A 24,592-nucleotide genomic window follows, 5' to 3' on the forward strand; every position below is an offset into this window, starting at 1 on the left:
AATGTTGAGTGTTAATTTCTATTGGTTTAAGAAGAATCTGAAGAGTTATTTGACCTGCCCCTGTCCAAACTTCCCCTCGTCTTGAACGCCCATCATCAATCTCTGCGTAGCCCTAGTCCCCGCCACATAAAACACCCGCGCCGCTTCCTTCTCGTCCTGCCCGGGTGCAGGCATATGCCCCACGCCGGGTAGCGCCACCACGGGGAACTCCAGCCCCTTGCTCACCTTCATGGTCATCACCTGTATGGCGTTGGCACCGGGTTGGTAGTCGCCGCTTTGTTTGCGCACGCGGTGCGGCAGGTGGCGGTGGGCCAATGCTTCGGCGCATACATCCATGGTCTTCCAGTCCGCGCACAGCACGGCCATGTCGCCCCAGGCAAATCCTTCCTTGTGCGCGCTGGCAAGGTGGTCGGCTATGGCATATGCCTCATCGCGCAGGGTGGGCAGTTTGATGACTATGGGCTCTTGCCCTTCGCGCCCGCAGCTCATGGGCTGCAGCAGGGGCACGCCGTCGTCGTCTTTGTCGTCGGGGGTCAGCAGGTCAGCCGCCACCAGGCTGGCGGTGTTCAATATCTGTTTGGTGTTGCGGTAGTTGATCTTCAGTATGGTGGTGCGCCCCTGCGCCTGTATGCCCACGCTCTTGAAGCTGAACTGTTTAGAGCGCGCGCGTTCGTAAATGCTTTGCGCATCGTCATACAGCACCAGCAGGCTATTGGTGCTGGGGTCCACCATCTGCGTGATGAGTTTGAGCCATTCGGGCGCGAAATCGTGCCCCTCGTCTATGAGGATGGCTTGGTACTGCCCGCGTGGGATGAAATCCATGTCCACCCCGCGAATGACGCGCTCCACCATCTCGGCCATCAGCGCGTCGGTGCGCTGGTTGTTGGCGGGCAGGTCTTGCCCGTAGGCCAAGCTGCGAGCCAGTTGCTCCTGCTGCAAGTCCATCACGCGCATGATGTCGGGCAGCTTGCCTTGGTGGGGGCCGCTCTCTTGCACCAGTTGCGGGTCGCGCTCCAGCGCGTTGACCACCTGTATGGCGCAGTGGCGGGCTTGGGCCAGTGGGTTGATGACGACCTTGGGCTGGCCGTAGCCGTCCAAAATGGTCCAGTACTGGCGGGTGGCGTCTGTGATGGCGTCGAGCTTTTGCTCTAGCCGTTCGGCCAAACGGTGTTCGCCAGTTGAGTCGAACGCTGCGCTACCTATGGCTGGTATGAGAGTCGCCATCCCCCGAACACTTCCTCTGCAAAATATACGAATTGCCGTACATCATGCAGCAAAAAAGTGTGTCCACGAACGTCTATTGCTTCTTTTTTAACGTTAAGGTAAATGTCAGCAAACTCAGCCCCCAGCTGGCAGCGCCGCCCAAAGCCAGCAGCAGGGTGCTGCCCCACAGCAGTGGGGCTATTGCGCCTGCGGCCACGGCCATGGTAATGGTTTGGATGCTGCCTTGGCAACTGGCGGCCAGTCCGCGCCGGTCGGGGAACATGTCCAGCGCGCGCAGGCTCAGTGTGGGCATGGCCAAGCTCAGTGCCAGGGTGAACAGGGTGAGCTGCGGGATGCGGGTGGCCACGCTGTCGGGCAGCCACAGATTGCAGGCTAGGTTGACCAGTACGGCCACTGCCCCCAAGCCGTAGGCGATGCTCAGGGTGGTTTGGGGGCTGATGCGCCCAGCTAGGCGGCCCGAGATGAAAGCCCCCAAGATCATGCCGCCCACCAGTGGAATGAATAGCCAACCAAACTCAGTGGCCTGCAGGTGCAGGTGCTGCATGAGGAAGACGGGCGCAGACATGATGTACAAAAAGAAGCCGCCAAAAAACAGCGATATGGACAGCGACAGCAGCACAAAACGGGCGTTGCCCAGCACCTGCAAGTAGGCGTGCCACAGGCTCACGGGATGCAGGGACTGGCGTTTTTCGGGTGGCAGGGTTTCAGGTAGGTAGCGCCACACCATGTAGATAAGTGCCGCAGCCAGCACGGCCAAGAACACAAAAATGGAGCGCCAGCCCCAGTGCGCAGCCAGTGCACCGCCCAAAATGGGCGCTACACCCGGAGCCACAGCAAACACCATGGTCACGTGGGACATGAGGCGTTGGGCGGCAGGGCCGCTGAGCAAGTCGCGCAAAATGGCGCGGCCCACAATCACCCCGGCCCCAGCCGACAGGCCTTGCAGCGCACGGCCTATCCATAGCAGTTCGATGCGGTGGCTCAAGGTGCACAGCAGCGAAGCGAGCAAGTACAGCCCCAAGCCCACCAAGATAACGCGCTTGCGGCCCAGCGCGTCCGATAGTGCGCCGTGCCAGAGCATCATGAACGAGAAGGGCACCATGTAGGCCGTGAGGGATTGCTGCACATCCAGCACAGAGGCGTGCAAATCCCCCTCGATGAGTGGAAAGGCAGGCAGGTAGGTGTCTATAGAAAACGGACCGACAGCATTGAGCGCAGCCAGCATAAAAGCCAGCAAGGCGTAGGGAATAGGCATAACGCGATTATTAGCTGGCATTGTGCGCAGGGGCGGCAGGTGTCTATCATGCGCAGCATGAATTTGCCCAATCACCAACTTTCTATGACTGTGCTCATGTCACCTGACATGGCCAACTTCTCTGGCAATGTGCACGGCGGCGCCATCCTGAAACTGCTGGACCAAGTGGCCTATGCCTGCGCCAGCCGCTATGCCTCGCGCTACGTGGTCACGCTCAGTGTGGATCGGGTGCTGTTTTTGCAGGCCATCCATGTGGGCGAGTTGGTCACCTTCTTGGCCAGTGTGAACTACACCGGCAAGTCGTCCATGGAGGTGGGTATCAAGGTGATTGCCGAGAACATCCGCACGCAAGAGGTACGGCATGTGAATAGCTGCTTTTTCACCATGGTGGCGGTGGATGAAAATGGCAAGCCTGCCGCAGTGCCGCCGCTGGAGCCGTCTACGCCTGATGAAGTGCGCCGCTTTGCTGCTGCGCAGATGCGTAAACAATTGCGCCAGGAGTTGGAGCAAAAATTTGCACAAACGACACGTGGCAAACAGGTCAACTAGCTCCCATTGTCATACACGCTCTGCATAATTTCGCCTATGTCTTCCAAACCTCCAATCCATTCTGCCCCGGATGCAAGCCGCAAGCCACTGCGTCCATTGCCTAATTTGATTTTTGCCAGCCGTTGGCTGCAGTTGCCTCTGTATTTGGGGCTGATTGCTGCGCAAGGTGTGTACGTATTCCACTTTTGGGTGGAGCTGGTGCATTTGCTGGAGGCGGCTTTTGGCAGCCAAACTGCGCTGCAGGCCCTCATCAGCAGCATTGGTTACAAGTCCGATGTGGCCATTACCTCGCTCAACGAGACCATCATCATGCTGGTGGTGTTGGCGCTCATTGACGTGGTGATGATCTCCAACCTGCTCATCATGGTCATTGTGGGTGGCTATGAAACCTTTGTGAGCCGCATGGACCTGGATGGCCACCCCGACCAGCCCGAGTGGCTGAGCCACGTGAATGCCTCGGTGCTGAAGGTGAAGTTGGCCACGGCCATTATTGGCATCAGCTCCATCCACTTGCTCAAAACCTTTATCAATGCCGCCAACTACGACGTGAAGGTGCTGATGTGGCAAACGGTGATTCACATCACCTTTTTGCTGAGCGCACTGGCCATTGCGTACACCGACAAGTTGTTGCAGGCGTCTCACCACGAGCACTGATTGCAAAATTTAGATTACCCCACCCTTCGCATCATGGCGGCGCTGCTCACAGCGCTGACGACTGCCCTGCTGCTGGTAGGGGCGGTGGCCCAGCGTTCGGTGCGTGAACTGCGCTTGTGGGCATTGGGCAATGTGCTGGTTTTCATAGGCTACGCCATTACCAGCGCCACCATGTTGCCGCTGTGGGCGCAAGGTGTACTGGGCTATGGTGTGTACATGCTGGGCCTGTTGCAGGTGTGGCGCGGTACTTCGCTTTTTGTGCGCCGTGCGTGGCGCTGGCAATCAGGCGCACTGGTGCTGGGTACTTTGCTGGCTGGATGCCTGTACTTTGCCTATGCCAATCCGTGGCTGGAGGGGCGGCAAATGTGCTCTTTACTGCTCAGTGCCGGGGTGCTGGGCCAGTGTGCATGGCTGTTGCTCAAGCAAGAGCAGAAAAGCCCCGGACAAATGCTGTGGATTGCCGGGGGCGGCTATGCCGTTATGTCGGTGGTGCTGTTGGCAGAGGTCATCATCCGCCTGGAGTTTGCTTGGGGAGAGGGTTGGGCGGTGGGCTACTGGTTTGATATTTCGCCCGGCTTGCTCACAGCCCTTGTGATGCCGGTGACGCAGGTGGTGGTGGCTTATGGCATGCTGCTCATGCTGCTCAATCGCCAGCTTGTCCGCTTGTCCAACCAAGTACACATCGACATGCTCACTGGCATGCCTAACCGGGCTGGTTTGTTGGCTTTTGCCGATCGTTTGCTGCCCCGTGCGGTGTTGGAGCAGTTGCCTGTGGCTGTGCTGGTTATCGATGTAGACCACTTCAAGAAAGTGAACGACACCTATGGTCATTTGGCGGGCGATGATGTGCTGGAGGCGGTGGGTGCACGCTTGCGCCAAACCTTGCGCCCGGGTGATTGTCTGTGCCGCTTTGGTGGCGAGGAGTTCGTGGCCATGCTGCCCGGCATGACACCGTATGCCGCGCTGGAAGTGGCCCAGCGCCTGTGTAGCAATATGGCGTCTTTGCCTGTCACGGTAGAGGGCAAGCCCTTGCGCATCACCGTCAGCGTGGGTTGCGCCAACAGCCAGCACTATGGCTACGACCTCGATGCCCTTATCGCCGCAGCAGACAGCGCCATGTACGAGGCCAAAAACAGCGGTCGCAATCGGGCGCTGTCAGCCAGTCTGCAGTAGGGGGCTAAATTGAGGCCGGGGTGGGCGTTAAGAAGCGGGGCTTGATGACCAAGCCCATCAGCAAACTCACCACCAAGCCTGCGGGCAGGGACTTGACCACAGCCTGCGCCCAAATAGCAGCGAAACCTGCACCCGCGCCGTGGGTGCTCATTGTCACAGCGGCGGACACAATGGACTCCATGATGCAAGCGGCAATCACTGCCGTGAGCAGTTGGCGTGGCAGCAAGCGCATGGCGGGCATCAGTTTGATGATCAGCTTGTCCAGCAAGCCCAAAATACCCAGTGCCACGAACATCACGGGGATAGTGGTGATGAAGCCTTTGAGCCAACGCAGAGCGAAATCACCCTCTAAGCCCGTATTGATGAAGGTGATGAGACCGCTCAGTAGCAAAGCGATGGTGGGTAGTATGCAGACCATGGCCAGCAGCGGGTGCACAGGCTTGCGGGCAGGGATGGTGGCTTGTGTCACAGGATTCCTTTTTGAATACAAACGACCCTGTATTTTTGCATAAAATAGTTGCTAATGTCAACCAAAAAAACCAATCCACAGCTGCAAACGATGCGTGCATTGTTCACGCTGTTTGAGGTGCTGCGCCAGCACATGAGCACTCTTATGCAAGGCAGCGGCATCGCTCTGACCCCTGTGCACATGCGTGCTTTGGAGCTGTGTTTGGAGACCGAGAACTGCCACCAGCAGTTGCTGGTTCAGCATATGCGGCGCGACAAGGGGCAAATGGCGCGCATCGTTCAAGAGTTGGAACGACAGGGCTTTGTGCGGCGCTTACCGCATCCGGCCGATGCGCGCAAATACACCATCGAAGTCACGCAAAGTGGGCAGCAAGCGTGCACAGAGTTTCGGACTTTGGCTGCGCAAATGGCAGCACGCTTGTTCGCAGGGCAAAGTCCGCAAGAGACGCAGCAGTTGCTGCAAACCGTGCAGGAGCTTTACGCGCAAATGCACAGCGCCGAGGGCGGTAGCCAGACTGCGGGCGAGTAAAGCGCTGCCAGTGTCAGGAGTGCAGGGTGTTGCTGGGCACGTGATCCAAGTCGGGCCGTTTGGCAGGATCCACGTGTGTCATGAGGTTGAGCACGCGGTGGCGCTGCAGCACGGCAGCACGGGCGGCTACGGCGATGTTGTGGCCTTCTTCCACCGTCAGGCGGGCATCCACTTCGATATGGGCATCGGCCACGATGAGATCACCCATCTTGCGCGTGTGCACATCGTGCACGCCCAGCACGCCGGGGGTGGCAAGCAGGGTGGAGCGAATGGCTTGCACCTCTTGCTCGTCCACGGCGCGATCCATGAGGTCGTGCAGGGCATCCCAGCCAAAGCGCCAGCCCATCTTGGCCACCATCAGGCCGACGATGAGCGCGGCAATAGGGTCTAGCAAGCCAAAGCCCAGCAGGTTGCCGCACAAACCCAGTGAGACAACCAGCGAAGACGCGGCATCGGAGCGGGCATGCCATGCATTGGCCACCAACATGCTGGATTTGACGCGTGTGGCCACGGCCAGCATGTAGCGGAACAGCAATTCCTTGGCGACCAATGCGCCCAAAGCCACCCACAGGGCTGCGGCATGGGCTGGGGGAATGCCGTCAGGTGCCTCAAGTTTGAGCACCGCTGACCACACCATGCCTACCCCAACGGATAACAACAGCACCCCCAGCGCCAGCGAGGCGGCATTCTCAAAGCGGTGGTGGCCATAGGGGTGGTCTTCATCCGCATCTTTTTGGCTGAAGTGGTTGGCCACCAGCACCACGAAGTCCGACACCAAGTCCGACAGGGAGTGGATGCCATCGGCCACCAGCGCTTGCGAATGCGACAGCACGCCCACCACGATTTGCACTACGGTCAGCACGGTGTTCACGGCCACGCTCACCCATGTGCTGCGACTGGCCGCTTTGGCCCGCTCTTGCGGACTGTGGGCCGCGTGTTCGGATTCGTCGTCTAGGGGGGTGATGGTCATACTGAATGTACAAAAAGCACTCCACCCACTATAGCCGCTGTGCGATGAAAACTATGGGACTGGCTCTAGCATAGTCGCGCCAACTCGGACAAGGTGGATTTTGCGATTTTCCCTGTGGGTGTCATTGGGAATTCGTCCATTACGCTGATTTGTAGAAAGCCGATGTCACGCGAAAGCAAAGTTTGCAGCCGTAGCTTTGTTTGTTCCAAGTCAAAGGTTTCTTTGGAAAACCCGGGCTTTAGGGTGATGTAGGCCATCGGCATGCAGCGCTCAGAGGCGGTGGTCGCGGCGTTAACCAGTGCTGCTTGTCTAACGCCATCTTGCAAACACAGCCCTTCTTCTATATCTCGTGAAAACCATGTTTGTTCATTCACCACGAATTGTTCAGACTCTCGCCCTCGCATGGTGATGAATCCCTCCTCATCCATCAGGCCAAGATCGCCTGTGTGCAGGGAGCCTGAATGGAGTGCTTTGGCCGTGGCTTCTTCTTTTCCCCAGTAGCCCCACATGAATCCACCAGTGAGCGTAATTTGCCCAACTTGGTTTGGGGCAAGGGGGGTTCCCTGAGGCGATGTGATTCGGACTTCTTTGTCCGGTAACGGTGGGCCAACGCGCTGAAGTTTGCTGTCGTTGGGCTCCAGCTCGGGATAACCCAAGGCCATGAATCCGCCCAATTCACTCTGACCGAAACTCTCTACCAGCGGTAGTTTGAGTGTGTCGCGCCACGCCCGTTTCAAGGCCACGGGTACGGGGCCGCCACCGGATAAGCCTAAGCGCAGATTTCTGGGTGGGCATCCGCGGATGGCGCTTGCTTCGAGAATATCTTGCAGTATGGTCGGGTTGCCAACGAGATGGCTTGCATTGGCCAAGTCCAATGCCTCCCAACCACTTTCTGCAGTCCAAAAGCGCATGACATGCACACTGGCCCCTACGCTGAGTGGTGGAAGTAGGTTGGCTACCAACTGGTAAGAGCTTGACAGCGCCGTAGGCCCAAATGAAACGTCCGATGAACGCAAACGCAGTCGCTCACCAATGCAACGACTGGCGCGCACCGTTGGTTCATGCATCAGGCAAGCCCCTTTGGGTTTGCCAGTAGTGCCCGAGGTGTAAGAAAGATGCGCAATCGCTTGTTCATCGGCGGGATCGGGGGGGGCGGGGAGTTGTGCTTGCAGCAACTCTGGCAGGGATAGGGCGTTGGCACCTGGGCCATCCATGCAGATCAAGTGGGAAATGCAGGACGCCTGTGCCGCTGCTGTGTGCACTTCATGGGCCAGGTCATGGGTGTAAATCACGACTTTGGGGGTGTGGTCGGAGAAATAGTAGTCAAGTTGCTCGGCGAACTTCACATTCACCAGCGCACTGATCGCGCCAATGCGCCAAGCACCCAGCATGGCAATGAGGTAATCCATGCCGTTGTGAGCAACGATGGTGACACGATCGCCTTTGCGCACACCCAGAGAGTGCAAGGCACCTGCCATGTGTTCCATGGCCTGTGCTGCTTGCCCGTAATTGAGAGTTTTCTTGCGATCTACCCAAGTGAATGCAGCATGCTCGGGTTGTCGTTCGGCGGCATTGAGTAAGAGACTGTGCATCAACATAATGATTGCCCTTTGTGTTTCTGCTTATTGCGGTACTTTGCCCACAACGCCTGCAACGTAAAACTTCATGTTGTTGATATCAGCCTCCGACATGGTTTTGCCTTTGGCAACGATGACTTTGCCCTCGTTGTCCATCACTGGGCCGTCAAACGGGGCGAACTTGCCAGCCTTCAATGCCGTTTCGAGTTTGCGTATCTCGGATTGAATGGTGGCTGGAACGACTGCATTCATGGGGGCAATGCTGATGTAGTTCTGCGCATAAGAACCCATGGTGTTGGAGCTTTTCCATTTGCCTGCAAGCACGTCACCTACCACTTGTGTGTAGTACGGCCCCCAGTTGTGTACAACGGCAGAGAGCTGGCCTTTGGGGGCAAGTTTGTGCATGTCCGATTGGTAGCCAAACGAGTATTTGCCACGGGCTTCAGCCTCCAAAACCACGGCAGGTGAATTGGTGTGGTTTGACAAGACATCGGCATTGAGGTTGATCAAGCTGGCCGCGGCCTGTTTTTCTGCACTTGGATCAAACCAAGAGTTGGTCCACACAACACGCACTTGTGCATTGGGATTGACGCTGCGCATGCCCAGGGTGAATGCATTGATTCCCTGTAACACCTCGGGGATAGGGAATGCCGCAACGTAACCCGCAATGCCAGTTTTGGACATGCGACCAGCCAGTACGCCGAGTAAATACCGGGCTTCGTAAAACTTCGCGCTGTAACTCGATACATTGGCTGCTTGTTTGTAGCCAGTGCCGTTGGCAAATACGACATTGGGGAATTCAGATGCAACCCGCAGCGTAGGCTCCATGTAGCCAAAACTGGGGGTGAAAATGACTTGATTCCCGTTCTGTGCCAACCCACGAATGACGCGCTCTGCATCGGGGCCCTCGGCCACGTTCTCTACAAACTCCACTTGAACTTTTCCGGGAAATGCTTTTTCCATTTCCTTGATGCCGAGGTGGTGCTGGTAGTTCCAGCCGACATCTGAGATGGGGGTGTTGTAGAGGATGCCGACGCGCAGCGGTGTTTGCGCATGAGCCCACGTGGAGCCTAGGGCGAGTGTGCTGGCTGCTAGCACGCACAGGAGGGAGCGACGTTCCCAATTGGGGTGGTGTGAGGGGGTCATCTGGAGGCCTTTCTATGCATCGGTGGGGTGATGCTTCATTAGAAAGGTTGAGCCCTGCGGTGCCAATGGCACGCCTATCTATAGTGCATATAGGCAGCTACTAATAGTCCACCTAGACTTGCTGCATGTATATCTCGGCAAAGATGCGTTTGATGATGGAGCGCAGCCATTGTCCGTACGCAGATTTGTGCATCCGCTCTTGCCAGAGCATATAGAAGGTCATGCTTCCCAACTCGGGCGGGGCTTGCAGTAAATGAAAGCCGTGCTGCTGCGCCATGTCGTTTGCAAACGCCGCAGCGGTTGTGAACATCAGGTCACTACGACTCAGGATGTGGGGCACGAGCGAAAACTCGGTGATGGAAATGGCGATGTGCCGCCGCACCCCAATCTCTGCAAGCCGGGCGCTGATGGGGCTGATGGAGATGCTTGAAGAGGGGGTGGGCGACAGATGATTTTGCTGAAGATACTCTTGAAGCGTGATACCAGTGCGTTGCGCAAGCGGGTGTTCGGGGCGCACCAGGCAGACGATTGGGGATTGAAAAAGTCGTGCGTAATGCATATTGGCCGGGGGCGTTGGCCAATTGCCAAGAGCTACATCCACATTGCCTGTGTTGAGGTCTTCGAGAAGGCGACTCTCTGACACCATGGGGTGTAAGTCCAACGCCATCCGAGGGGCTTCTTTCTGCAAAAGCTCTACCAAGCGTGGCACAAAGTAAGGCCCCAATGCGTTGGCAGCAAAAATGGAAATTTTGCGCCTCGAATGCAGTGCATCAAATTCTTGCTGGGGGCGAATGATGTCATGCAGCTCACCCAGAATGAGGGTCACCTTGTTGAGTATTTCGGTGCCACGGTCAGTGCGCATCATGCGTGAGCCACTGCGTACCAACAAAGGATCACCCACTAAGTCACGCCAGCGTTTGAGAGACTGACTGGCCGTTGGTTGTGAGATGTCCAGCAGCTTGGCGGCGCGCGAAACATTGCATTCGGTGAGTAGCACGCACAGTATGCGCAGCATGCGGGCGTCCACGTCATGCAATGGCAGATCGTGGACGTTGGTTGGCATACGCGGGATCTTTCTTATGCCAGCAATCAACCCAAATGCTTGCCCGCAATGCCTGCCAGCTCAAACATGCTGATCTGTGCTTTGCCGAACAGTGGCAGCAGCTTGGCGTCGGCGTTGATGGCGCGTTTGTCCTTGGCGTCTTGCAGGCCGTTGGCCTTGATGTAGTCCCACAGCTTTTTCATTACCTCGGTGCGGGCTACTGGGGCGTCGCCAATCACCGCAGCCAGCGCTGCGCTGGGCTGCTTGCCACTGGCGGCGGTGGTTTTGCGCGGGGCCTTGGGGGTGGCTGCTTTTTGGGTGGTCTTTTTGGCTGTAGAGCCCGTGGATGTTGCTGTAGCAGCTATCTTTTTTGTAGCAGTTTTGCCAGCCGATTTGGCGGCAGTAGGGCTGGCCGCGCGGCGGTTGGGGAATTTGCTGGGTGCGAACTCGAAGTTCACCTTGCCCGCAGCGCCGTCCCACACCAGCATGGCCTTGAAGGCGCGGCGCGTGCGGCTGGAGACAAAACCTTCCAGCATGTCGGTCTTGCCCTCTGCCAGCAGCTTGGTCATTTGTTCGCGGCTCACGGGTTGCTGCAAGATGACTTGCCCGCTCTTGAAGGTGCAACTGGGTGTGGCCTGCTCCTGTGTGGGCACCGAGTGGGCGCAGACATAGTTTTTGCCATGCTCGTACACGCCTGCGCCGCACACCGGGCAAGCGCCCAGCGACTCTTGGGCGCTGAAGTCGATCAACTCGCCGGTTTCCTCGTCTTGCGCTGCGTCGCCAAAGTCGAACTCCAGCTTGAAGTTGCCGTTCTCGCTATCGGGTTTGAGCACCAACTCGGCCACAAAGGGCCAACCCGCCTTGGAGCGGAAGCCGTCCAGCGGGCCGATGCGTTTGTCGCGCAAGAAGGTTTCCACCTCAGCCAGCTCAAAGGTGCGGCCACCGGGGATTTTGGTGAACGAGAAGCCGCAGCCATCGCTCTGTCCGTCAGCGCCGGTGCAGCCAAAGCGGCGGTAGTTTTCTTTCACCACACCGCCGCAGTGCGGGCAGGGCGCTTGCAGGGTGGCGTAGTCGCCGGGCACGGTGTCGCGGTCGTATTCCTTGGCTTTTTTCACCAAGCGCTCGGTCATGTCGGCGATCTCGGCCATAAAGGCTTGGCGCGAGAGCTGGCCTTTTTCCATTTGTGCCAGTTTGTATTCCCACTCGCCCGTCAGCTCGGCCTTGGAGAGTTCTTCCACGCCCAGGCCGCGCAGCAGCGTCATGAGTTGGAAGGCCTTGGCCGTGGGGATGAGGTCGCGCCCTTCGCGCAGCAGGTATTTCTCGGCCAGCAGGCCTTCGATGATCGCCGCACGCGTGGCTGGAGTGCCCAAGCCCTTCTCTTGCATGGCTTCGCGCAGCTCGTCGTCTTCGACCGACTTGCCCGCACCTTCCATGGCCGAGAGCAGTGTGGCTTCGTTGTAGCGGGCTGGCGGCTTGGTTTTGAGCGCTTTGGGCTCTATGGGGTTGCCACGCACCTGCTCGCCTGCGGCCACGGCCACCAGGTTTTGGCCCTTCTCGCCGTCTTTGGCGTCTTCCACTTCCGAGGCGGCTTCCTTGCCGTAGATGGCCAGCCAGCCCGGTTTGACCAGCACCTTGCCTTCGGTCTTGAAGTGCAGCGTGCCGATTTGCGGCACGGCCACTTCGGTGATGCGGGTGGTCACCATGTATTCCGCGCTGGGGAAGAACACGGCCATAAAGCGGCGCGTCACCAGGTCGTAAATCTTTTGCTCGGCATCTGACAGGCCGGACGGCGCTTGCAGCGTGGGGATGATGGCAAAGTGATCACTGACCTTGCTGTTGTCGAACACGCGGCGTGTGGCCTTGATGTAGTTGGCTTCGATGGCCGTGCGGGCGTGTGGGGCCAGGTGGTGCATGCCGCTGCCCGCGAGCATGGCAAAGGTCTTGTGGGCCACGCCCACGTAGTCTTCGGGCAGGAAGCGCGAGTCGGTACGCGGGTAGGTCAGCGCCTTGTGGCGTTCGTACAGGCTTTGCGCCAAGGCCAGCGTGGTCTTGGCGCTGAAGCCAAACTTGCCGTTGGCCTCGCGCTGCAGGCTGGTCAGGTCAAACAGCAGGGGGCTGGCTTGGGTGGTGGGTTTGCTCTCTTCGCGCACGCTGGCGGGCTTGTCCACGCAGGCGCTGGCAATGGCTTGCGCGCGCTGCGCATCCCACACGCGGTCGGCTTTTTTCTCGGCGTCGTCGGGGTCTTTTTTCCACTGCGGGTCAAACCACTTGGCAGGGTAGCTGCCGGCAGCGGCGTGGAAGGTGGCGTGCACTTCCCAAAACGGGCGGCTGATGAATTTGCGGATCAGTTCCTCGCGCTCCACCACCACCGACAGTGTGGGCGTTTGCACCCGACCCACGGTGGTGAGGAAGAAGCCGCCGTCGCGTGAGTTGAAGGCGGTCATGGCGCGCGTGCCGTTGATGCCCACCAACCAGTCGGCTTCGGAGCGGCAGCGTGCGGCGTCGGCCAGCGGGCGCATGTCGGCGTCGCTGCGCAGGTTGTCAAAACCATCGCGAATGGCTTGCGGCGTCATGCTCTGCAGCCACAGGCGCTGCACGGGTTTGCCCAAAGGCTTGGCACCACCGGCGTATTGCTCGATGAGGCGGAAGATCAGCTCCCCTTCGCGGCCCGCGTCACAGGCGTTGATGAGGGCACCCACGTCCTTGCGCTTGGACAGCTTCACCACCGCCGACAAGCGCGACTTGGTCTTGTCCACGGGCTTGAGCTCGAACTCAGGGGGGATGACGGGCAGGTGCGCAAAGCTCCACTTGCCGCGTTTCACGTCATAGGCCTCGGGTGCTTGGATCTCGACCAAGTGGCCTACGGCGCTGGTGACGACGTAGCGTTCGCCCTCGAAGTAATCGTCGTGCTTGTCGAACTTGCCCTCAGAGGGCGTCAAGGCGCGCACGATGTCCTGCGCGACCGATGGCTTTTCGGCAATGACCAAAGTTTTGGCGGCTATAGCACTGGCTGCGTTTGTCATCTGACTACAATTTCCTCTCTCGTGCGCGTATGCGCGCACCTACGCGGACGCACACGCGCCCGCACTGTCTTCACCTTACCAAATTTTTCGCCGTGGCCAAGACTCCTGCTAAGACGCCTGCTGATACGACAGCCAAGGCCCCCGTGTTGTCCAACCCCATGCCACGCGGTCGCCGCGTGCAAGTGCGCCGCTCTGGCGTGCATGGCAAGGGTGTTTTTGCCCTGCAAGACATTGCCGAGGGCGAAGTCATCATGGAGTACACGGGCGAGATCATCAGCTGGGAGGAGGCCCAAGCGCGCCACCCACACAACCCCGACGATCCCAACCACACGTTTTACTTCCACATCGATGACAGCCGCGTGATCGATGGTCGCCTGCACGGCAACTCGGCCAAGTGGATCAACCACTCGTGCGATGGCAACTGCGAGGCCGAGGAGGATGGCGGTCGGGTCTTCATCCGTGCGCTGCGCCACATCGCTGCAGGCGAAGAGTTGAATTACGACTACGGTCTCATCATCGATTTGCCCTACACCCAAAAGCTCAAGGCCGAGTTTCCCTGCTGGTGTGGCTCGGCCAACTGCCGCGGCACTTTGCTGGCACCCAAGCCGCGAAAGCCAAGAAATCCAAGCCCATCGCGCAAAAAAACGGCGGGCCGCTAGCCATGTCGGCCGCTGCCAACGCCATGCAATTGGTGTGGCCCGCTGATGCCATTTGGCAGGCCATGCAACCCTACCAAGACTACTGGCCTAGTGGCGTGGGGGTGGAGGTGTGGCCGCAGATCGATTCGACCAACACCGAACTGATGCGCCGCGCCCGCGCAGGCCAGACCGATGCGGTACTCATCGCAGCCGAGCAGCAAACGGCAGGGCGCGGTCGCCTAGGCCGTCAGTGGCACACTGCCACACAGGCTGCAGGGTCTAGCCTTACCTTTAGCCTGGGCGTGACTTTGCCGCTGGCCGATTGGTCGGGCTTGTCTTTGGTGACGGGCTTGCTGGTGGCCCAAGCGCTAGACCCCGATGGGGCGCAGCAAGTGCAGATCAAGTGGCCCAACGATTTGTGGCGCCAAGGCCGCAAGCTGGTGGGCATACTCATTGAAGCGGCAGGCAGCACCACGCAGGGCAGCGCACCGCGCTATGCCGTGATCGGTATTGGCATCAACGTCGTGCCCGTGCAAGCGGCCGATTTGCGCACCCCGCCAACAGCCGTGCAAGACTGGAATCCGCACGCCACGGCCCCCCAGTTGCTGCTGCAAGTGGCACCTAGGCTGGTGCAGGGCTTGCAGCGCTTTGTGCGCGAGGGTTGGCCTGCCTTTGCGGCAGACTATGCGCAGCGCTGTTGCCTCACCGGGCGGCAGGTACAGTGCAGCGATGGTTTGCAGGGGATGGCGCTGGGGGTGGATGCACAGGGCCGTCTGCGTGTGCAAACCGCCCAAGGCGAGGTGCAGGTGCACAGTGGTGAAATCAGCGTGCGGCCTGTGCAGTAAGCAGGGCGCATCTCAAACAGAAAGGGGAGGGCATGGCGCGCGTTTTGGTGGTGGTGCTGTTGCTGGCCAATGGCCTGTATGGCGTATGGGCCAGTGGTTGGCTGTTGCCGTGGGGCTGGGGCCCGGCGCAGCAGACAGAGCCTGAGCGCTTGGTGCAGCAAATCAAACCCGAAGCTGTGCGTCTGTTGCCCAAGAAGGAATTGGCCACCGAAAAAGAGCTGGCCACCGAAGAGGCCAATGCCACCCATTGTTGGATGGCGGGGCCTTTTAGCGGTGATGAATTGGCCGCCTTGCGCGGTGCTTTGTCGGTGGCTTTGCCTGCCAAGCTGTGGAAGCTCGATGTGCGCAACGACCCGGTGCGCTGGGCTGTGTATATGGGCAAGTACGACAGTGACGAGCAGCAAGACCGTAAGCTGGCGGAGTTGAAAAAAATGGACATCACGGCCACAGCCGCTACCGATGCCGACTGGCAACCCGGCCTGTATTTGGGTGTGTTTGGCAATGAGGGCGATGCCAACAAGGCCTTGCAAAAATTCATCCCCAAAGGCGTGCGCACGGCCAAGGTCGTGCAGCTCAGCGAGGGGGGGGAAAATGCCCGCTTGGTGCTCAGTGCGGTGACCAATGAGCAAAAGGCCAAGGTCGATGCGCAGGCTCAGGTGCTGGCGGGCAAGGCGCTAGAGCGCTGCCCTTAAGCCGTGGTCGGTCGCTGAACCCCGCTGGTGGGGCTGGCGCTTCAGGCTTGCCCCATAAAACGCACGGTAAAGCAAGCGCCGTGGCGGGTGGCGTTGTTGCTGGCATCCATCAGCGTGATGGTGGCTTGGTGCTGGCGCGCTATCTCTTGCACGATGGACAAGCCCAGTCCAGAGCCATCCACCTCATTGCCCAGCGCTCGGTAGAAGGGTTGGAACACCAGTTCGCGCTCTGCAGGAGCAATGCCGGGGCCGTTGTCTTCCACTTGCACGGCAAGGGCTTGGCTAAAGGGATCCACCAGTACACGGGCGGTAATGATGCCCGGTTGCTCGGCGCTGCTGGGGGTGTAGTTGACGGCGTTGTCCACCAAGTTGCGCACCATTTCCTTGAGCAGCACCGGATTGCCTTGAATGCACACATGCGGCGATTGGGGTTGGGCCCCTTCGTAACCGAGGTCTATGCCTTTGTCCATGGCACGTGGCAGGCAGTCGCGCACCACATCCATGACCAGTGCTGCCATGTCGCAGCTTTGGTGCTTGGTTTGGCTGCTGCTCTCGGCCCGCGCCAATGCCAATAGTTGGTTCACCGTGTGCGTGGCACGCATGCTGGAGCGGCGGATTTGCCGCAGCGACTGTTTCAGGTCTTCGGCGCTGGCGTCTTGGCGCTGCGCCAAGTCGGCCTGCATGCGCAACCCAGCCAGCGGGGTTTTGAGCTGGTGCGCGGCATCGGCCAAGAAGCGTTTTTGCGTGACAATGGAGTCTTGCAAGCGTTTGAGCAAGTCGTTCACTGACGCCACCAGTGGGTGCAGTTCGGTGGGCACCGCTTGCACATCCAGTGGACTGAGGTCGTCGGGGTTGCGGGCGCGGATGCGCTCTTCCAGTCGGTGCAGGGGTTTGATGGCCTGTACCAGCGCCAGCCACACCAGTAGCACGGCCAGTGGCAAGGTGACGAGCTGGGGCAGCATCACACCCTTGACGATTTCCACGGCCAGCAAGTCGCGTTGGTTGAGGGTTTCGGCCACTTGCACCAAGGCCACATCGCTACCGGGCAGGGGAACCCACATAGCGGCCACACGGTAGGTGTCACCTTGGAAGTCCTCATCGCGCAACTGCAGCACGCCAGTGGCCAACTTGTCGGGGTCGGCAGGCAGGGGAAATAGAGCCTCTCCAGCCAAGGTTTGGTGGCGACTGCTATAAATTTGATAGCGCAACAAGCCCTCACTGTCTGCTTGCAGCAGATCTTTTGCCAGTTGGGGCATAGGGGCGGTGGGGTGCTGTTGCTGCCAGTCTTGTTGCTGTGTCCAATGCGCCAGCACTTGCACGCCATGGCGCAGGGTGCGGTCTTGTGGCTTGCTGGCTATGCCATGTGCCACCAGCCAGATGAGCGCTAAGCTGATAGGCCAAATAAGCAGCAGGGGGGTGAGCATCCAGTCCAGGATTTCACCGAACAGGCTGCGTTGGCCTCGTTGGAAGAATTTCACGCTGGGCCTCCTGCTGGGGTGGTGATAGCGCGTTTATTCGCTGATTTTTTCGAGGCAATAACCCAGCCCGCGCACGGTGGCTATGCGGATGGGGCCTTTCTCGATCTTTTTGCGCAGGCGATGGATGTAGACCTCGATGGCGTTGTTGCTCACTTCCTCGCCCCACTCGCACAGGCGCTCGACCAACTGGTCTTTGCTGACCAAGCGCCCGGCGCGTTGCAGCAGCACTTCCAGCAGGCCCAGTTCGCGGGCCGATAGTTCGACCATCTTGCCGTCAATGGTGGCCACGCGCCCTGCTTGGTCGTAGTGCAAGGGGCCGTGGCGGATGGTGGAGGTGGTGGCACCCATGCCGCGGCGTACCAAAGCCCGCACACGCGCCTCCAACTCTTGCAGGCTAAAGGGTTTGGCCATGTAGTCGTCGGCCCCGTAGTCCAAGCCTTTGACGCGCTCTTCCACGCTGTCGGCGGCGGTCAGTATCAGCACCGGCAGGCTGGAGCCACGGGCGCGCAGGCGTTTGAGCACTTCCAGCCCATGCAGCTTGGGCAGGCCCAGGTCCAGGATGAGCAAGTCGAATTCAGAGTTGGTCATGAGCGCAGCATCGGCTTCGCTACCGCTGGCCACGTGGTCAACAGCCGCACCCGCATTGCGCAGGGCACGCAAAAGGCCGTCGGCCAGTACCTGATCGTCTTCAGCAATGAGTATGCGCATGCGTGTGTCTCCGGCTACGGGGGCTGTTTCGAGCATTCTAGGAGCAGCAGTAAGCCTCCAATCCCAGTGATAGCACGGTAGCCACCTGTTCCCCCACCGATTGGGTCAATTCTGCTTCGGTTTGTTGCACCGCATCTTGGTAGGCCTGCAGCCAGGACAGCCCTAGCGGCGTGAAGGCGATGCGCTTGGCGCGCGCGTCCAGCGGGTCGTCTTGGCGCTGCACCATGCCCCACGCCTCGCACTGGCGCACCAAGCCCAGCATGGCTTGTTTGGTCATGCCCGCTTGGCGGGCCAACTCGGTCAGGCGCATACCGCTGGGGGCCAAATGGCGGGTGATATGGACGTGCGCGGCTCCGAGCTGCTGGCGCAGTACCAGGTTGGACAGCGCCAAGGGTGTGCCTGGGTGGTGGGCCAGCAGTTCCAGCACCCGTGCATCAAAGCGCTGGTGGGCCAAGCGCAGCCAGTGGCCGATGTGGGCGTGGCGCCAGTCAGGCACGTTGGAGGGGCTGGGTGTGGTGGCCATGGTGCAAATGGTAATGCAAACTGACTAAAAATATGCTTTTGCAGTTTTTACTACCGCGCTAAGATACTGTTCAAGCATCCAGCTGTTGTTTTAAACAGTCTGCGATTCAAACCCTGCATTTACCGGAGAAACGTCATGGATACACCCGTCAAAGGTCTGGCTGCCAACAGTGAAAAAGCCAAAGCCCTGCAAGCTGCGTTGTCGCAAATCGAGAAGCAATTTGGCAAAGGCACCATCATGCGTTTGGGAGAGGGCGAGCAGATCGAAGACATCCAAGTGGTGTCCACTGGCTCGCTGGGCTTGGACATTGCGCTGGGCGTAGGCGGTTTGCCCCGTGGCCGTGTGGTTGAAATCTACGGCCCTGAATCCTCCGGTAAAACGACGCTAACCTTGCAAGTGATTGCCCAGATGCAAAAGCAAGGTGGCCAATGCGCGTTTGTGGATGCCGAACACGCGCTGGACGTGCAATACGCCCAAAAGCTGGGTGTGAACTTGCAAGAGCTGCTCATCAGCCAGCCCGATACCGGTGAGCAAGCACTGGAGATCGTGGACAGCTTGGTGCGCTCTGGTGCGGTAGACCTCATCATCGTGGACTCGGTGGCAGCGCTCACCCCCAAGGCCGAACTGGAAGGCGAAATGGGCGACAGCCTGCCTGGTTTGCAAGCCCGTCTCATGAGCCAAGCGCTGCGCAAGCTCACCGCCCATATCAAGAAGACCAACTGCATGGTCATCTTCATCAACCAGATCCGCATGAAGATCGGCGTCATGTTTGGCAGTCCAGAGACCACCACCGGCGGTAACGCGCTCAAGTTCTACGCCTCGGTGCGTTTGGATATTCGCCGCACTGGCACCATCAAAAAAGGCGAGGAAGCCATCGGCAACGAAACCAAGGTCAAGGTGGTCAAGAATAAGGTGTCACCCCCGTTCAAAACGGCGGACTTTGACATCCTCTACGGTGAGGGCATCTCGCGCGAAGGCGAGATCATCGATATGGGTGTGAACGCTGGCATTTTGGAAAAGTCTGGGGCTTGGTACGCCTACAACGGCGAGAAGATAGGCCAAGGCCGGGACAACGCCCGCGAGTTCCTGCGTGAGAACGCTGACTTGTCGATTGAGATCGAAAACAAGGTGCGTGCGTCGCTGGGGATTCCATTGTTGCCCGTGAACGCATCCGCTGGCAGCGCTCCGGCTGCAGCACCTGCTAAGGCCAAGGGCAAGAAGGGCGATGCAGCAGCCGAATAAGCCACAGCCCGAGCCGCGCAAGCCGGGCTTATCTCTGACAGGGCGGGCGCTGGCTTTGCTCAGCCGCCGCGAGCATTCGCGCCCCGAGCTGGAGCGCAAACTGGCCAGCTATGCCGAAAGCCCAGAGCAATTGGCGAGCGTGCTCGATGCCTTGCAGGCCAAGGGCTTTATCAGCGAGGCGCGGGTGGTGGAGTCCCTGCTCAACCGCCGCGCCAGCCGCTTGGGGGCAGCGCGCATACGCCAAGAGCTGCAAGCCAAAGGTGTGGGCAGCCAAGCCGTGCAAGAGGCGATGGAGCAGTTGGCCGACTCTGAACTGGAACGTGCCCGTGCCGTGTGGCGCAAAAAGTTTGCAGAGCCCGCTACAACACCACATGACAAGGCCAAACAAATGCGCTTTTTGCTAGGGCGTGGATTTGCGCCAACAGTCGTTCGGCAAATTTTGAATCCTGCGGATTAGTGCTTGACAGGTAAGACACCATGCTGATGATGGGCTCCTTTGACGAAGGAGTGCCTGATGGTTTTACCTTTTTCGCTGGCGTCACGCAGTGCCACCGCTTGTACGCGCCGTTCTTGTTTGACTGGCTTAGCCGGTGCGGCTCTTTCATCGATGGGTCTACCCGCCAGCGCCGCGTCAACGACGGCTGCTCCTGTCAATAAACTGGCAAACAAACTGCATATCGTCATCCCCGCCAATCCAGGCGGAGGATGGGATCAGTTTGGCCATCGTCTTGGCGAGGCTCTGCGTGCAGCCGACTATGTATCGAATTTGGAATACGAGAATATTCCGGGCAAAGGCGGCGTCATTGGTTTGGCGCATTACGCGCAGCATTACAGTGCAGATCCGGACGTGTTGCTGATAGGCGGCAGCGTGATGGAGGGTGCAATAGCCTTGCATAAGCCTGCGGTGAATCTCAAAAGTGTGCAGCCTCTTGCGCGCCTTGCTAGCGATTACATGGTCGTATTGGTCAAACCCGACTCGCCCATGCAAAGTCCCGAAGATGCTATAGCTACTCTACGGCGTGATGGGGCCAAGGTCGTCATCGCTGGTGGTTCAGCAGGTGGTATTGATCATATTTACGCAGGCTTTTTGCTGCGTACTGCAGGATTGGATGCTTCACAAATGAGCTATCTACCGTTTGCAGGTGGAAAAGAGATCGTAGATGCCGTGCTATCGGGCAAAGCCACGCTGGCAGTCTCGGGTTTCAGTGAGAGCAAAGACCTTATCAGTTCAGGCAAGTTGCGTGCATTGGGCATCTCGTCACCCAAGCCTTTCTGGGGATTGCTACCCATGAAAAAGGCCGGCGTTGCCATTGACATCGCAAATTGGCGAGGGGTGTTTACGGGATCTCAAGTCTCCGCGCAGCGCAAGCTGCAAATGGTGGAGGCACTCAAAGCCACTACTGCCATGCCAGTATGGCAAAACATGGTTCAACAAAATGGCTGGCAATCGTCATGGTCCAGTGGCGCGGACTTTGAGGCTATATTGGACATTGAGGCGGGTTTATACGATTTGATGGTATCGGTGATGCGCCTCAAACCTTGAGCATCAAGCGCAGGTTTTGCACCGCCGCGCCGCTCGCACCTTTGCCCAAATTGTCCAAACGAGCGATCAGCACTGCATGGGCAAACCCGTCGGCTGCAGCATCGTTGGCAAACACGCGCAACTCCAGTTGGTTGGTGTTGGCCAGTGCCACTGCATCCAATTTATTGTCCGCAGTAGCAGGCAAAACCTTGACCCATTCGCTGCCCGCATAGTGCGCTGCCAGTGCAGCGTGCAGTTGCTGGGCTGTCGGTTTGCCGGGCAGACTGTCCAAGTCCAGAGGCAATTGCACCAGCATGCCCTGAGCAAAGTTGCCCACAGCGGGAATGAACAAGGGGCGGCGGTTCAGCCCGGTGTAGTGCATGATTTCTGGAATGTGTTTGTGCTTCAAGCCCAAAGCGTAGGCTTCATAGGGGGCGGCAGTGCCCGCTTCGTAAGCCTCAATCATCGGACGCCCGCCACCGCTGTAGCCGCTGACTGATGGCAAATAGACTGTGAAGTCGGCAGGTATCAGATGCGCATCGATCAAGGGGCGCAACAGGGCGATAGCACCCGTGGCGTAGCAGCCGGGGTTGGCCACACGGCGGGCTTGGCGTACTCGTTCAGCTTGGTCTGCACACAGTTCGGGAAAACCATAGACCCAGCCATCGCTCACGCGGTGGGCGGTGGAGGCATCGATGATGCGTGGGCCAGGTTTGCCGCTTTCTTGCTCCAAAGCATCGATCATGGCGACCGATTCGCGGGCGGCATCGTCGTGCAGGCACAGGATGACCAAGTCGGCTTGGGCCATGATGGCTTTTTTGGCCGCAGGGTCTTTGCGCTTATCGGGGGCTATGCTCAGCAGTTCGATAGCTGTTAGCTGTTGCAGGCGTTCACGGATTTGCAGGCCAGTGGTGCCTGCTTCGCCGTCAATGAAAACGGTTGGCATGGTCAAAAAAAGGAGCGTTGGGTCGAGGGAATGGCGGGTTGTATGACAAGTGCAAGACCTTGTGCATCGCAACATGATACAGTCGCGGGGCTTTGACGAGTGCCAGCGCGGGTGTGCTGGCGAAGTTTTGAACTGTCCCAGAGAGAGACGTCATGAAGATTCACGAGTACCAAGGCAAGGAAATCTTGCGTCAGTTCGGGGTGCCTGTTCCACGCGGCATTCCGGCTTTTACCGTTCAAGAAGCGGTGGAAGCAGCCCAAAAACTAGGCGGCCCAGTATGGGTTGTGAAGGCCCAAATCCACGCCGGTGGCCGTGGCAAGGGCGGTGGTGTGAAGGTTGCCAAGAGCTTGGACGATGTGAAAGCACGTGCCAGCGATATCTTGGGTATGCAGCTCAAGACCCACCAAACTGGCCCAGAAGGTCAAAAAGTGCGTCGTCTCTACATCGAAGACGGTGCAGACATCCAAAAGGAATACTACCTGTCTTGTGTGACCGATCGCGGCACGCAAAAGGTGGCATTCATTGCTTCCAGCGAAGGTGGCATGGACATTGAAGAAGTGGCGCACTCTTCCCCTGAGAAGATCATCACTTTGTTCGTTGATCCAGCCACTGGCCTGACCCAAGCCCAAGGCGAAGAGTTGGCCAAGGGCGTGGGCATGCCTGCTGACTCTGTGGCCCAGTTCATCGACGTGTGCCAAAAGCTCTACAAGTGCTACATGGAAACCGATGCGTCCTTGGTGGAAATCAACCCCCTGAACCGCGACAGCAAGGGCAATATCATCGCTTTGGACGCCAAGTTCAACTTTGACTCCAACGCCTTGTTCCGCCACCCCGAAATCGTGGCGTACCGCGACTTGGACGAAGAAGATCCTGCTGAAATCGAAGCTTCCAAGTTCGATTTGGCCTACATCTCTTTGGACGGCAATATCGGTTGCTTGGTGAACGGCGCTGGCTTGGCCATGGCCACCATGGACACCATCAAGCTGTTCGGCGGCGAGCCAGCCAACTTCCTCGATGTGGGCGGCGGTGCTACCCCCGAGAAGGTGACCGAAGCCTTCAAGATCATGCTCAAGAACAAGAACGTGAAGGCCATTTTGGTCAACATCTTCGGCGGCATCATGAAGTGCGACACCATTGCCACGGGCGTGATCACCGCTTGCAAGGCTGTGAACCTGTCTGTGCCACTGGTTGTGCGCATGAAGGGTACCAACGAAGAACTGGGCAAGAAGATGCTGGCCGAGAGTGGTTTGCCCATCATCAGTGCCGACACCATGGCCGAAGCGGCGCAAAAAGTGGTTGCTGCGGTCAAGTAAAGGCGGAGAACAAACATGTCTATCTTTATCAATAAAGACACCAAGGTCATCACCCAAGGTATCACTGGCAAGACTGGCCAGTTCCACACCGAAAAGTGCATTGAGTACGCAAACGGCAAGAACTGCTTTGTGGCTGGTGTGAACCCCAAGAAGGCCGGCGAAAAGATTTTCGATGTGCCAATTTACGCCTCTGTGAAGGAAGCTTCGCAAGCCACAGGCGCTACCGTGTCTGTGATCTACGTGCCACCAGCAGGTGCTGCTGCTGCTATCTGGGAAGCCGTGGAAGCGGACTTGGACTTGGCGATTTGCATCACCGAAGGCATTCCAGTGCGCGACATGCTCGAAGTGCGCAACAAAATGAAGGCCAAGGAAGCGGCTGGTGGCAAGAAAACCTTGCTGCTCGGCCCCAACTGCCCTGGCCTGATCACGCCTGACGAAATCAAGATCGGCATCATGCCCGGCCACATCCACAAGAAGGGTCGCGTTGGTGTGGTGAGCCGTTCCGGTACGCTCACCTATGAAGCCGTGGCCCAGTTGTCCGAATTGGGCATTGGCCAGTCTTCTGCGGTCGGTATCGGCGGCGACCCGATCAACGGTCTGAAGCACATTGATGTGATGAAGGCTTTCAACGACGATCCCGACACCGATGCCGTGATCATGATTGGTGAAATCGGTGGTCCCGATGAAGCCGATGCAGCCCGTTGGGTTAAATCCAACATGAAGAAACCTGTGGTGGGCTTCATCGCTGGCGTGACAGCACCTCCCGGAAAACGCATGGGCCACGCTGGTGCGCTCATCTCCGGTGGTGCAGACACAGCTGATGCCAAACTCGCCATCATGGAAGAGTGTGGCTTCAAGGTGACCCGCAACCCATCTGAAATGGGCAAGTTGCTCAAGGCATTGCTCTGATTCGATCAGCGTAAGCCATAAGCACAATCGAGAGTTTGCCGTTTACACTGAGCGGCAAACTCTTTTTTTATTTACGCTGTAACAAAAGGTATTTCGCCAAGGAGTCGATGTGGTACGTACAAGCACACGAAAGAATCACTTTCGCCGCTGGGAAGTTTTCCTGGTG

General features: G+C 58.6%; 24 protein-coding genes. 12 read left to right on the plus strand and 12 right to left on the minus strand.

The features are described 5' to 3' along the window. Window positions 1–45 precede the first annotated feature (45 nt). Both KIK84_RS08615 and KIK84_RS08620 read right to left on the minus strand, forming a co-directional pair. Window positions 46–1,224, minus strand: coding sequence for a 3'-5' exonuclease (locus KIK84_RS08615; protein ID WP_214122654.1), 1,179 nt, complete (start codon window positions 1,222–1,224; stop codon window positions 46–48). Window positions 1,225–1,297: 73 nt separating this feature from the next. Next, window positions 1,298–2,479 (minus strand): multidrug effflux MFS transporter, encoded by a 1,182-nt coding sequence (locus tag KIK84_RS08620; protein WP_214122655.1) that lies wholly within the window; start codon window positions 2,477–2,479, stop codon window positions 1,298–1,300. A 57-nt stretch (window positions 2,480–2,536) separates the two neighbouring features. Between KIK84_RS08620 and KIK84_RS08625 the strand changes: the two genes are divergently transcribed. From KIK84_RS08625 to KIK84_RS08635, 3 genes are read left to right on the plus strand one after another with little or no spacing between them, the layout of a single operon-like run. Beyond that, the gene (locus KIK84_RS08625) at window positions 2,537–3,028 is read left to right on the plus strand and encodes an acyl-CoA thioesterase (protein ID WP_214122889.1); all 492 of its coding nucleotides are present in this window, start codon (window positions 2,537–2,539) and stop codon (window positions 3,026–3,028) included. Window positions 3,029–3,064: 36 nt separating this feature from the next. Next, a complete protein-coding gene (locus KIK84_RS08630) occupies window positions 3,065–3,682 on the plus strand; it encodes a TIGR00645 family protein (RefSeq protein WP_214122656.1) in 618 nt (205 codons plus the stop codon). 33 nt (window positions 3,683–3,715) lie between these two features. Continuing rightward, a complete protein-coding gene (locus tag KIK84_RS08635; RefSeq protein ID WP_214122657.1) occupies window positions 3,716–4,855 on the plus strand; it encodes a GGDEF domain-containing protein in 1,140 nt (379 codons plus the stop codon). A 4-nt stretch (window positions 4,856–4,859) separates the two neighbouring features. Here KIK84_RS08635 and KIK84_RS16815 read toward each other — a convergent pair whose 3' ends face one another. After that, a complete protein-coding gene (locus tag KIK84_RS16815) occupies window positions 4,860–5,324 on the minus strand; it encodes a DUF2798 domain-containing protein (protein ID WP_214122658.1) in 465 nt (154 codons plus the stop codon). Between the two features lie 54 nt (window positions 5,325–5,378). Here KIK84_RS16815 and KIK84_RS08645 point away from each other — a divergent pair, with 54 nt between their 5' ends. After that, a complete protein-coding gene (locus KIK84_RS08645) occupies window positions 5,379–5,852 on the plus strand; it encodes a MarR family winged helix-turn-helix transcriptional regulator (RefSeq protein WP_214122659.1) in 474 nt (157 codons plus the stop codon). Between the two features lie 13 nt (window positions 5,853–5,865). Here KIK84_RS08645 and KIK84_RS08650 read toward each other — a convergent pair whose 3' ends face one another. From KIK84_RS08650 to KIK84_RS08670, 5 genes are all read right to left on the minus strand, one after another. Then, complete coding sequence (locus tag KIK84_RS08650; RefSeq protein WP_214122660.1) at window positions 5,866–6,822, minus strand: cation diffusion facilitator family transporter; 957 nt, start codon at window positions 6,820–6,822, stop codon at window positions 5,866–5,868. 65 nt (window positions 6,823–6,887) lie between these two features. Then, window positions 6,888–8,420, minus strand: a complete 1,533-nt coding sequence (locus KIK84_RS08655) for a class I adenylate-forming enzyme family protein (RefSeq protein WP_214122661.1) — start codon at window positions 8,418–8,420, stop codon at window positions 6,888–6,890. Window positions 8,421–8,444: 24 nt separating this feature from the next. After that, window positions 8,445–9,545: a BMP family ABC transporter substrate-binding protein gene (locus KIK84_RS08660; protein WP_214122662.1), complete on the minus strand. Its 1,101-nt coding sequence runs from the start codon at window positions 9,543–9,545 to the stop codon at window positions 8,445–8,447. A gap of 112 nt (window positions 9,546–9,657) precedes the next feature. Continuing rightward, window positions 9,658–10,608, minus strand: coding sequence for a LysR family transcriptional regulator (locus KIK84_RS08665; RefSeq protein WP_214122663.1), 951 nt, complete (start codon window positions 10,606–10,608; stop codon window positions 9,658–9,660). Window positions 10,609–10,634: 26 nt separating this feature from the next. Continuing rightward, complete coding sequence (locus KIK84_RS08670; protein WP_214122664.1) at window positions 10,635–13,610, minus strand: DNA topoisomerase III; 2,976 nt, start codon at window positions 13,608–13,610, stop codon at window positions 10,635–10,637. Between the two features lie 92 nt (window positions 13,611–13,702). Between KIK84_RS08670 and KIK84_RS08675 the strand changes: the two genes are divergently transcribed. From KIK84_RS08675 to KIK84_RS08685, 3 genes are read left to right on the plus strand one after another with little or no spacing between them, the layout of a single operon-like run. Next, window positions 13,703–14,269, plus strand: a complete 567-nt coding sequence (locus tag KIK84_RS08675) for an SET domain-containing protein (protein WP_502757548.1) — start codon at window positions 13,703–13,705, stop codon at window positions 14,267–14,269. 2 nt (window positions 14,270–14,271) lie between these two features. Then, on the plus strand, window positions 14,272–15,093 hold the full coding sequence (locus KIK84_RS08680; RefSeq protein WP_214122666.1) for a biotin--[acetyl-CoA-carboxylase] ligase: 822 nt from the start codon (window positions 14,272–14,274) through the stop codon (window positions 15,091–15,093). A 32-nt stretch (window positions 15,094–15,125) separates the two neighbouring features. Beyond that, window positions 15,126–15,785 carry an SPOR domain-containing protein gene (locus KIK84_RS08685; protein WP_214122667.1) on the plus strand — a complete coding sequence of 220 codons (660 nt, stop codon included), beginning with the start codon at window positions 15,126–15,128 and terminating at the stop codon, window positions 15,783–15,785. A gap of 41 nt (window positions 15,786–15,826) precedes the next feature. Here KIK84_RS08685 and KIK84_RS08690 read toward each other — a convergent pair whose 3' ends face one another. From KIK84_RS08690 to KIK84_RS08700, 3 genes are read right to left on the minus strand one after another with little or no spacing between them, the layout of a single operon-like run. Further along, complete coding sequence (locus tag KIK84_RS08690; protein WP_214122668.1) at window positions 15,827–17,263, minus strand: sensor histidine kinase; 1,437 nt, start codon at window positions 17,261–17,263, stop codon at window positions 15,827–15,829. A gap of 33 nt (window positions 17,264–17,296) precedes the next feature. Next, window positions 17,297–17,971, minus strand: a complete 675-nt coding sequence (locus KIK84_RS08695; RefSeq protein ID WP_214122669.1) for a response regulator — start codon at window positions 17,969–17,971, stop codon at window positions 17,297–17,299. A gap of 37 nt (window positions 17,972–18,008) precedes the next feature. After that, window positions 18,009–18,494, minus strand: coding sequence for a MarR family winged helix-turn-helix transcriptional regulator (locus KIK84_RS08700; RefSeq protein WP_214122670.1), 486 nt, complete (start codon window positions 18,492–18,494; stop codon window positions 18,009–18,011). Between the two features lie 135 nt (window positions 18,495–18,629). Between KIK84_RS08700 and recA the strand changes: the two genes are divergently transcribed. The 3 genes from recA to KIK84_RS08715 all read left to right on the plus strand — a co-directional run bounded on the left by recA (window position 18,630) and on the right by KIK84_RS08715 (window position 21,279). Beyond that, window positions 18,630–19,736, plus strand: coding sequence for a recombinase RecA (gene recA, locus KIK84_RS08705; RefSeq protein ID WP_214122671.1), 1,107 nt, complete (start codon window positions 18,630–18,632; stop codon window positions 19,734–19,736). Next, entirely contained in the window at window positions 19,720–20,193 is a 474-nt protein-coding gene (recX, locus tag KIK84_RS08710) for a recombination regulator RecX (RefSeq protein WP_214122672.1), read from the plus strand. The genes recA and recX overlap by 17 nt, the downstream gene beginning before the upstream one ends. Window positions 20,194–20,310: 117 nt before the next feature. Continuing rightward, the gene (locus tag KIK84_RS08715; RefSeq protein ID WP_250207861.1) at window positions 20,311–21,279 is read left to right on the plus strand and encodes a Bug family tripartite tricarboxylate transporter substrate binding protein; all 969 of its coding nucleotides are present in this window, start codon (window positions 20,311–20,313) and stop codon (window positions 21,277–21,279) included. Here KIK84_RS08715 and argC read toward each other — a convergent pair. Then, the gene (gene argC / locus KIK84_RS08720; RefSeq protein WP_214122673.1) at window positions 21,269–22,204 is read right to left on the minus strand and encodes an N-acetyl-gamma-glutamyl-phosphate reductase; all 936 of its coding nucleotides are present in this window, start codon (window positions 22,202–22,204) and stop codon (window positions 21,269–21,271) included. The two genes, KIK84_RS08715 and argC, sit on opposite strands and share 11 nt — an antisense overlap. Before the next feature lie 152 nt (window positions 22,205–22,356). Here argC and sucC point away from each other — a divergent pair, with 152 nt between their 5' ends. Both sucC and sucD read left to right on the plus strand, forming a co-directional pair. After that, window positions 22,357–23,517 carry an ADP-forming succinate--CoA ligase subunit beta gene (gene sucC, locus KIK84_RS08725; RefSeq protein ID WP_214122674.1) on the plus strand — a complete coding sequence of 387 codons (1,161 nt, stop codon included), beginning with the start codon at window positions 22,357–22,359 and terminating at the stop codon, window positions 23,515–23,517. 15 nt (window positions 23,518–23,532) lie between these two features. Next, window positions 23,533–24,426, plus strand: a complete 894-nt coding sequence (gene sucD, locus KIK84_RS08730; RefSeq protein ID WP_214122675.1) for a succinate--CoA ligase subunit alpha — start codon at window positions 23,533–23,535, stop codon at window positions 24,424–24,426. Window positions 24,427–24,592 lie beyond the last annotated feature (166 nt).

It is taken from the genome of Curvibacter sp. CHRR-16 (assembly GCF_018474005.1).
Classification (GTDB): domain Bacteria; phylum Pseudomonadota; class Gammaproteobacteria; order Burkholderiales; family Burkholderiaceae_C; genus Allorhodoferax.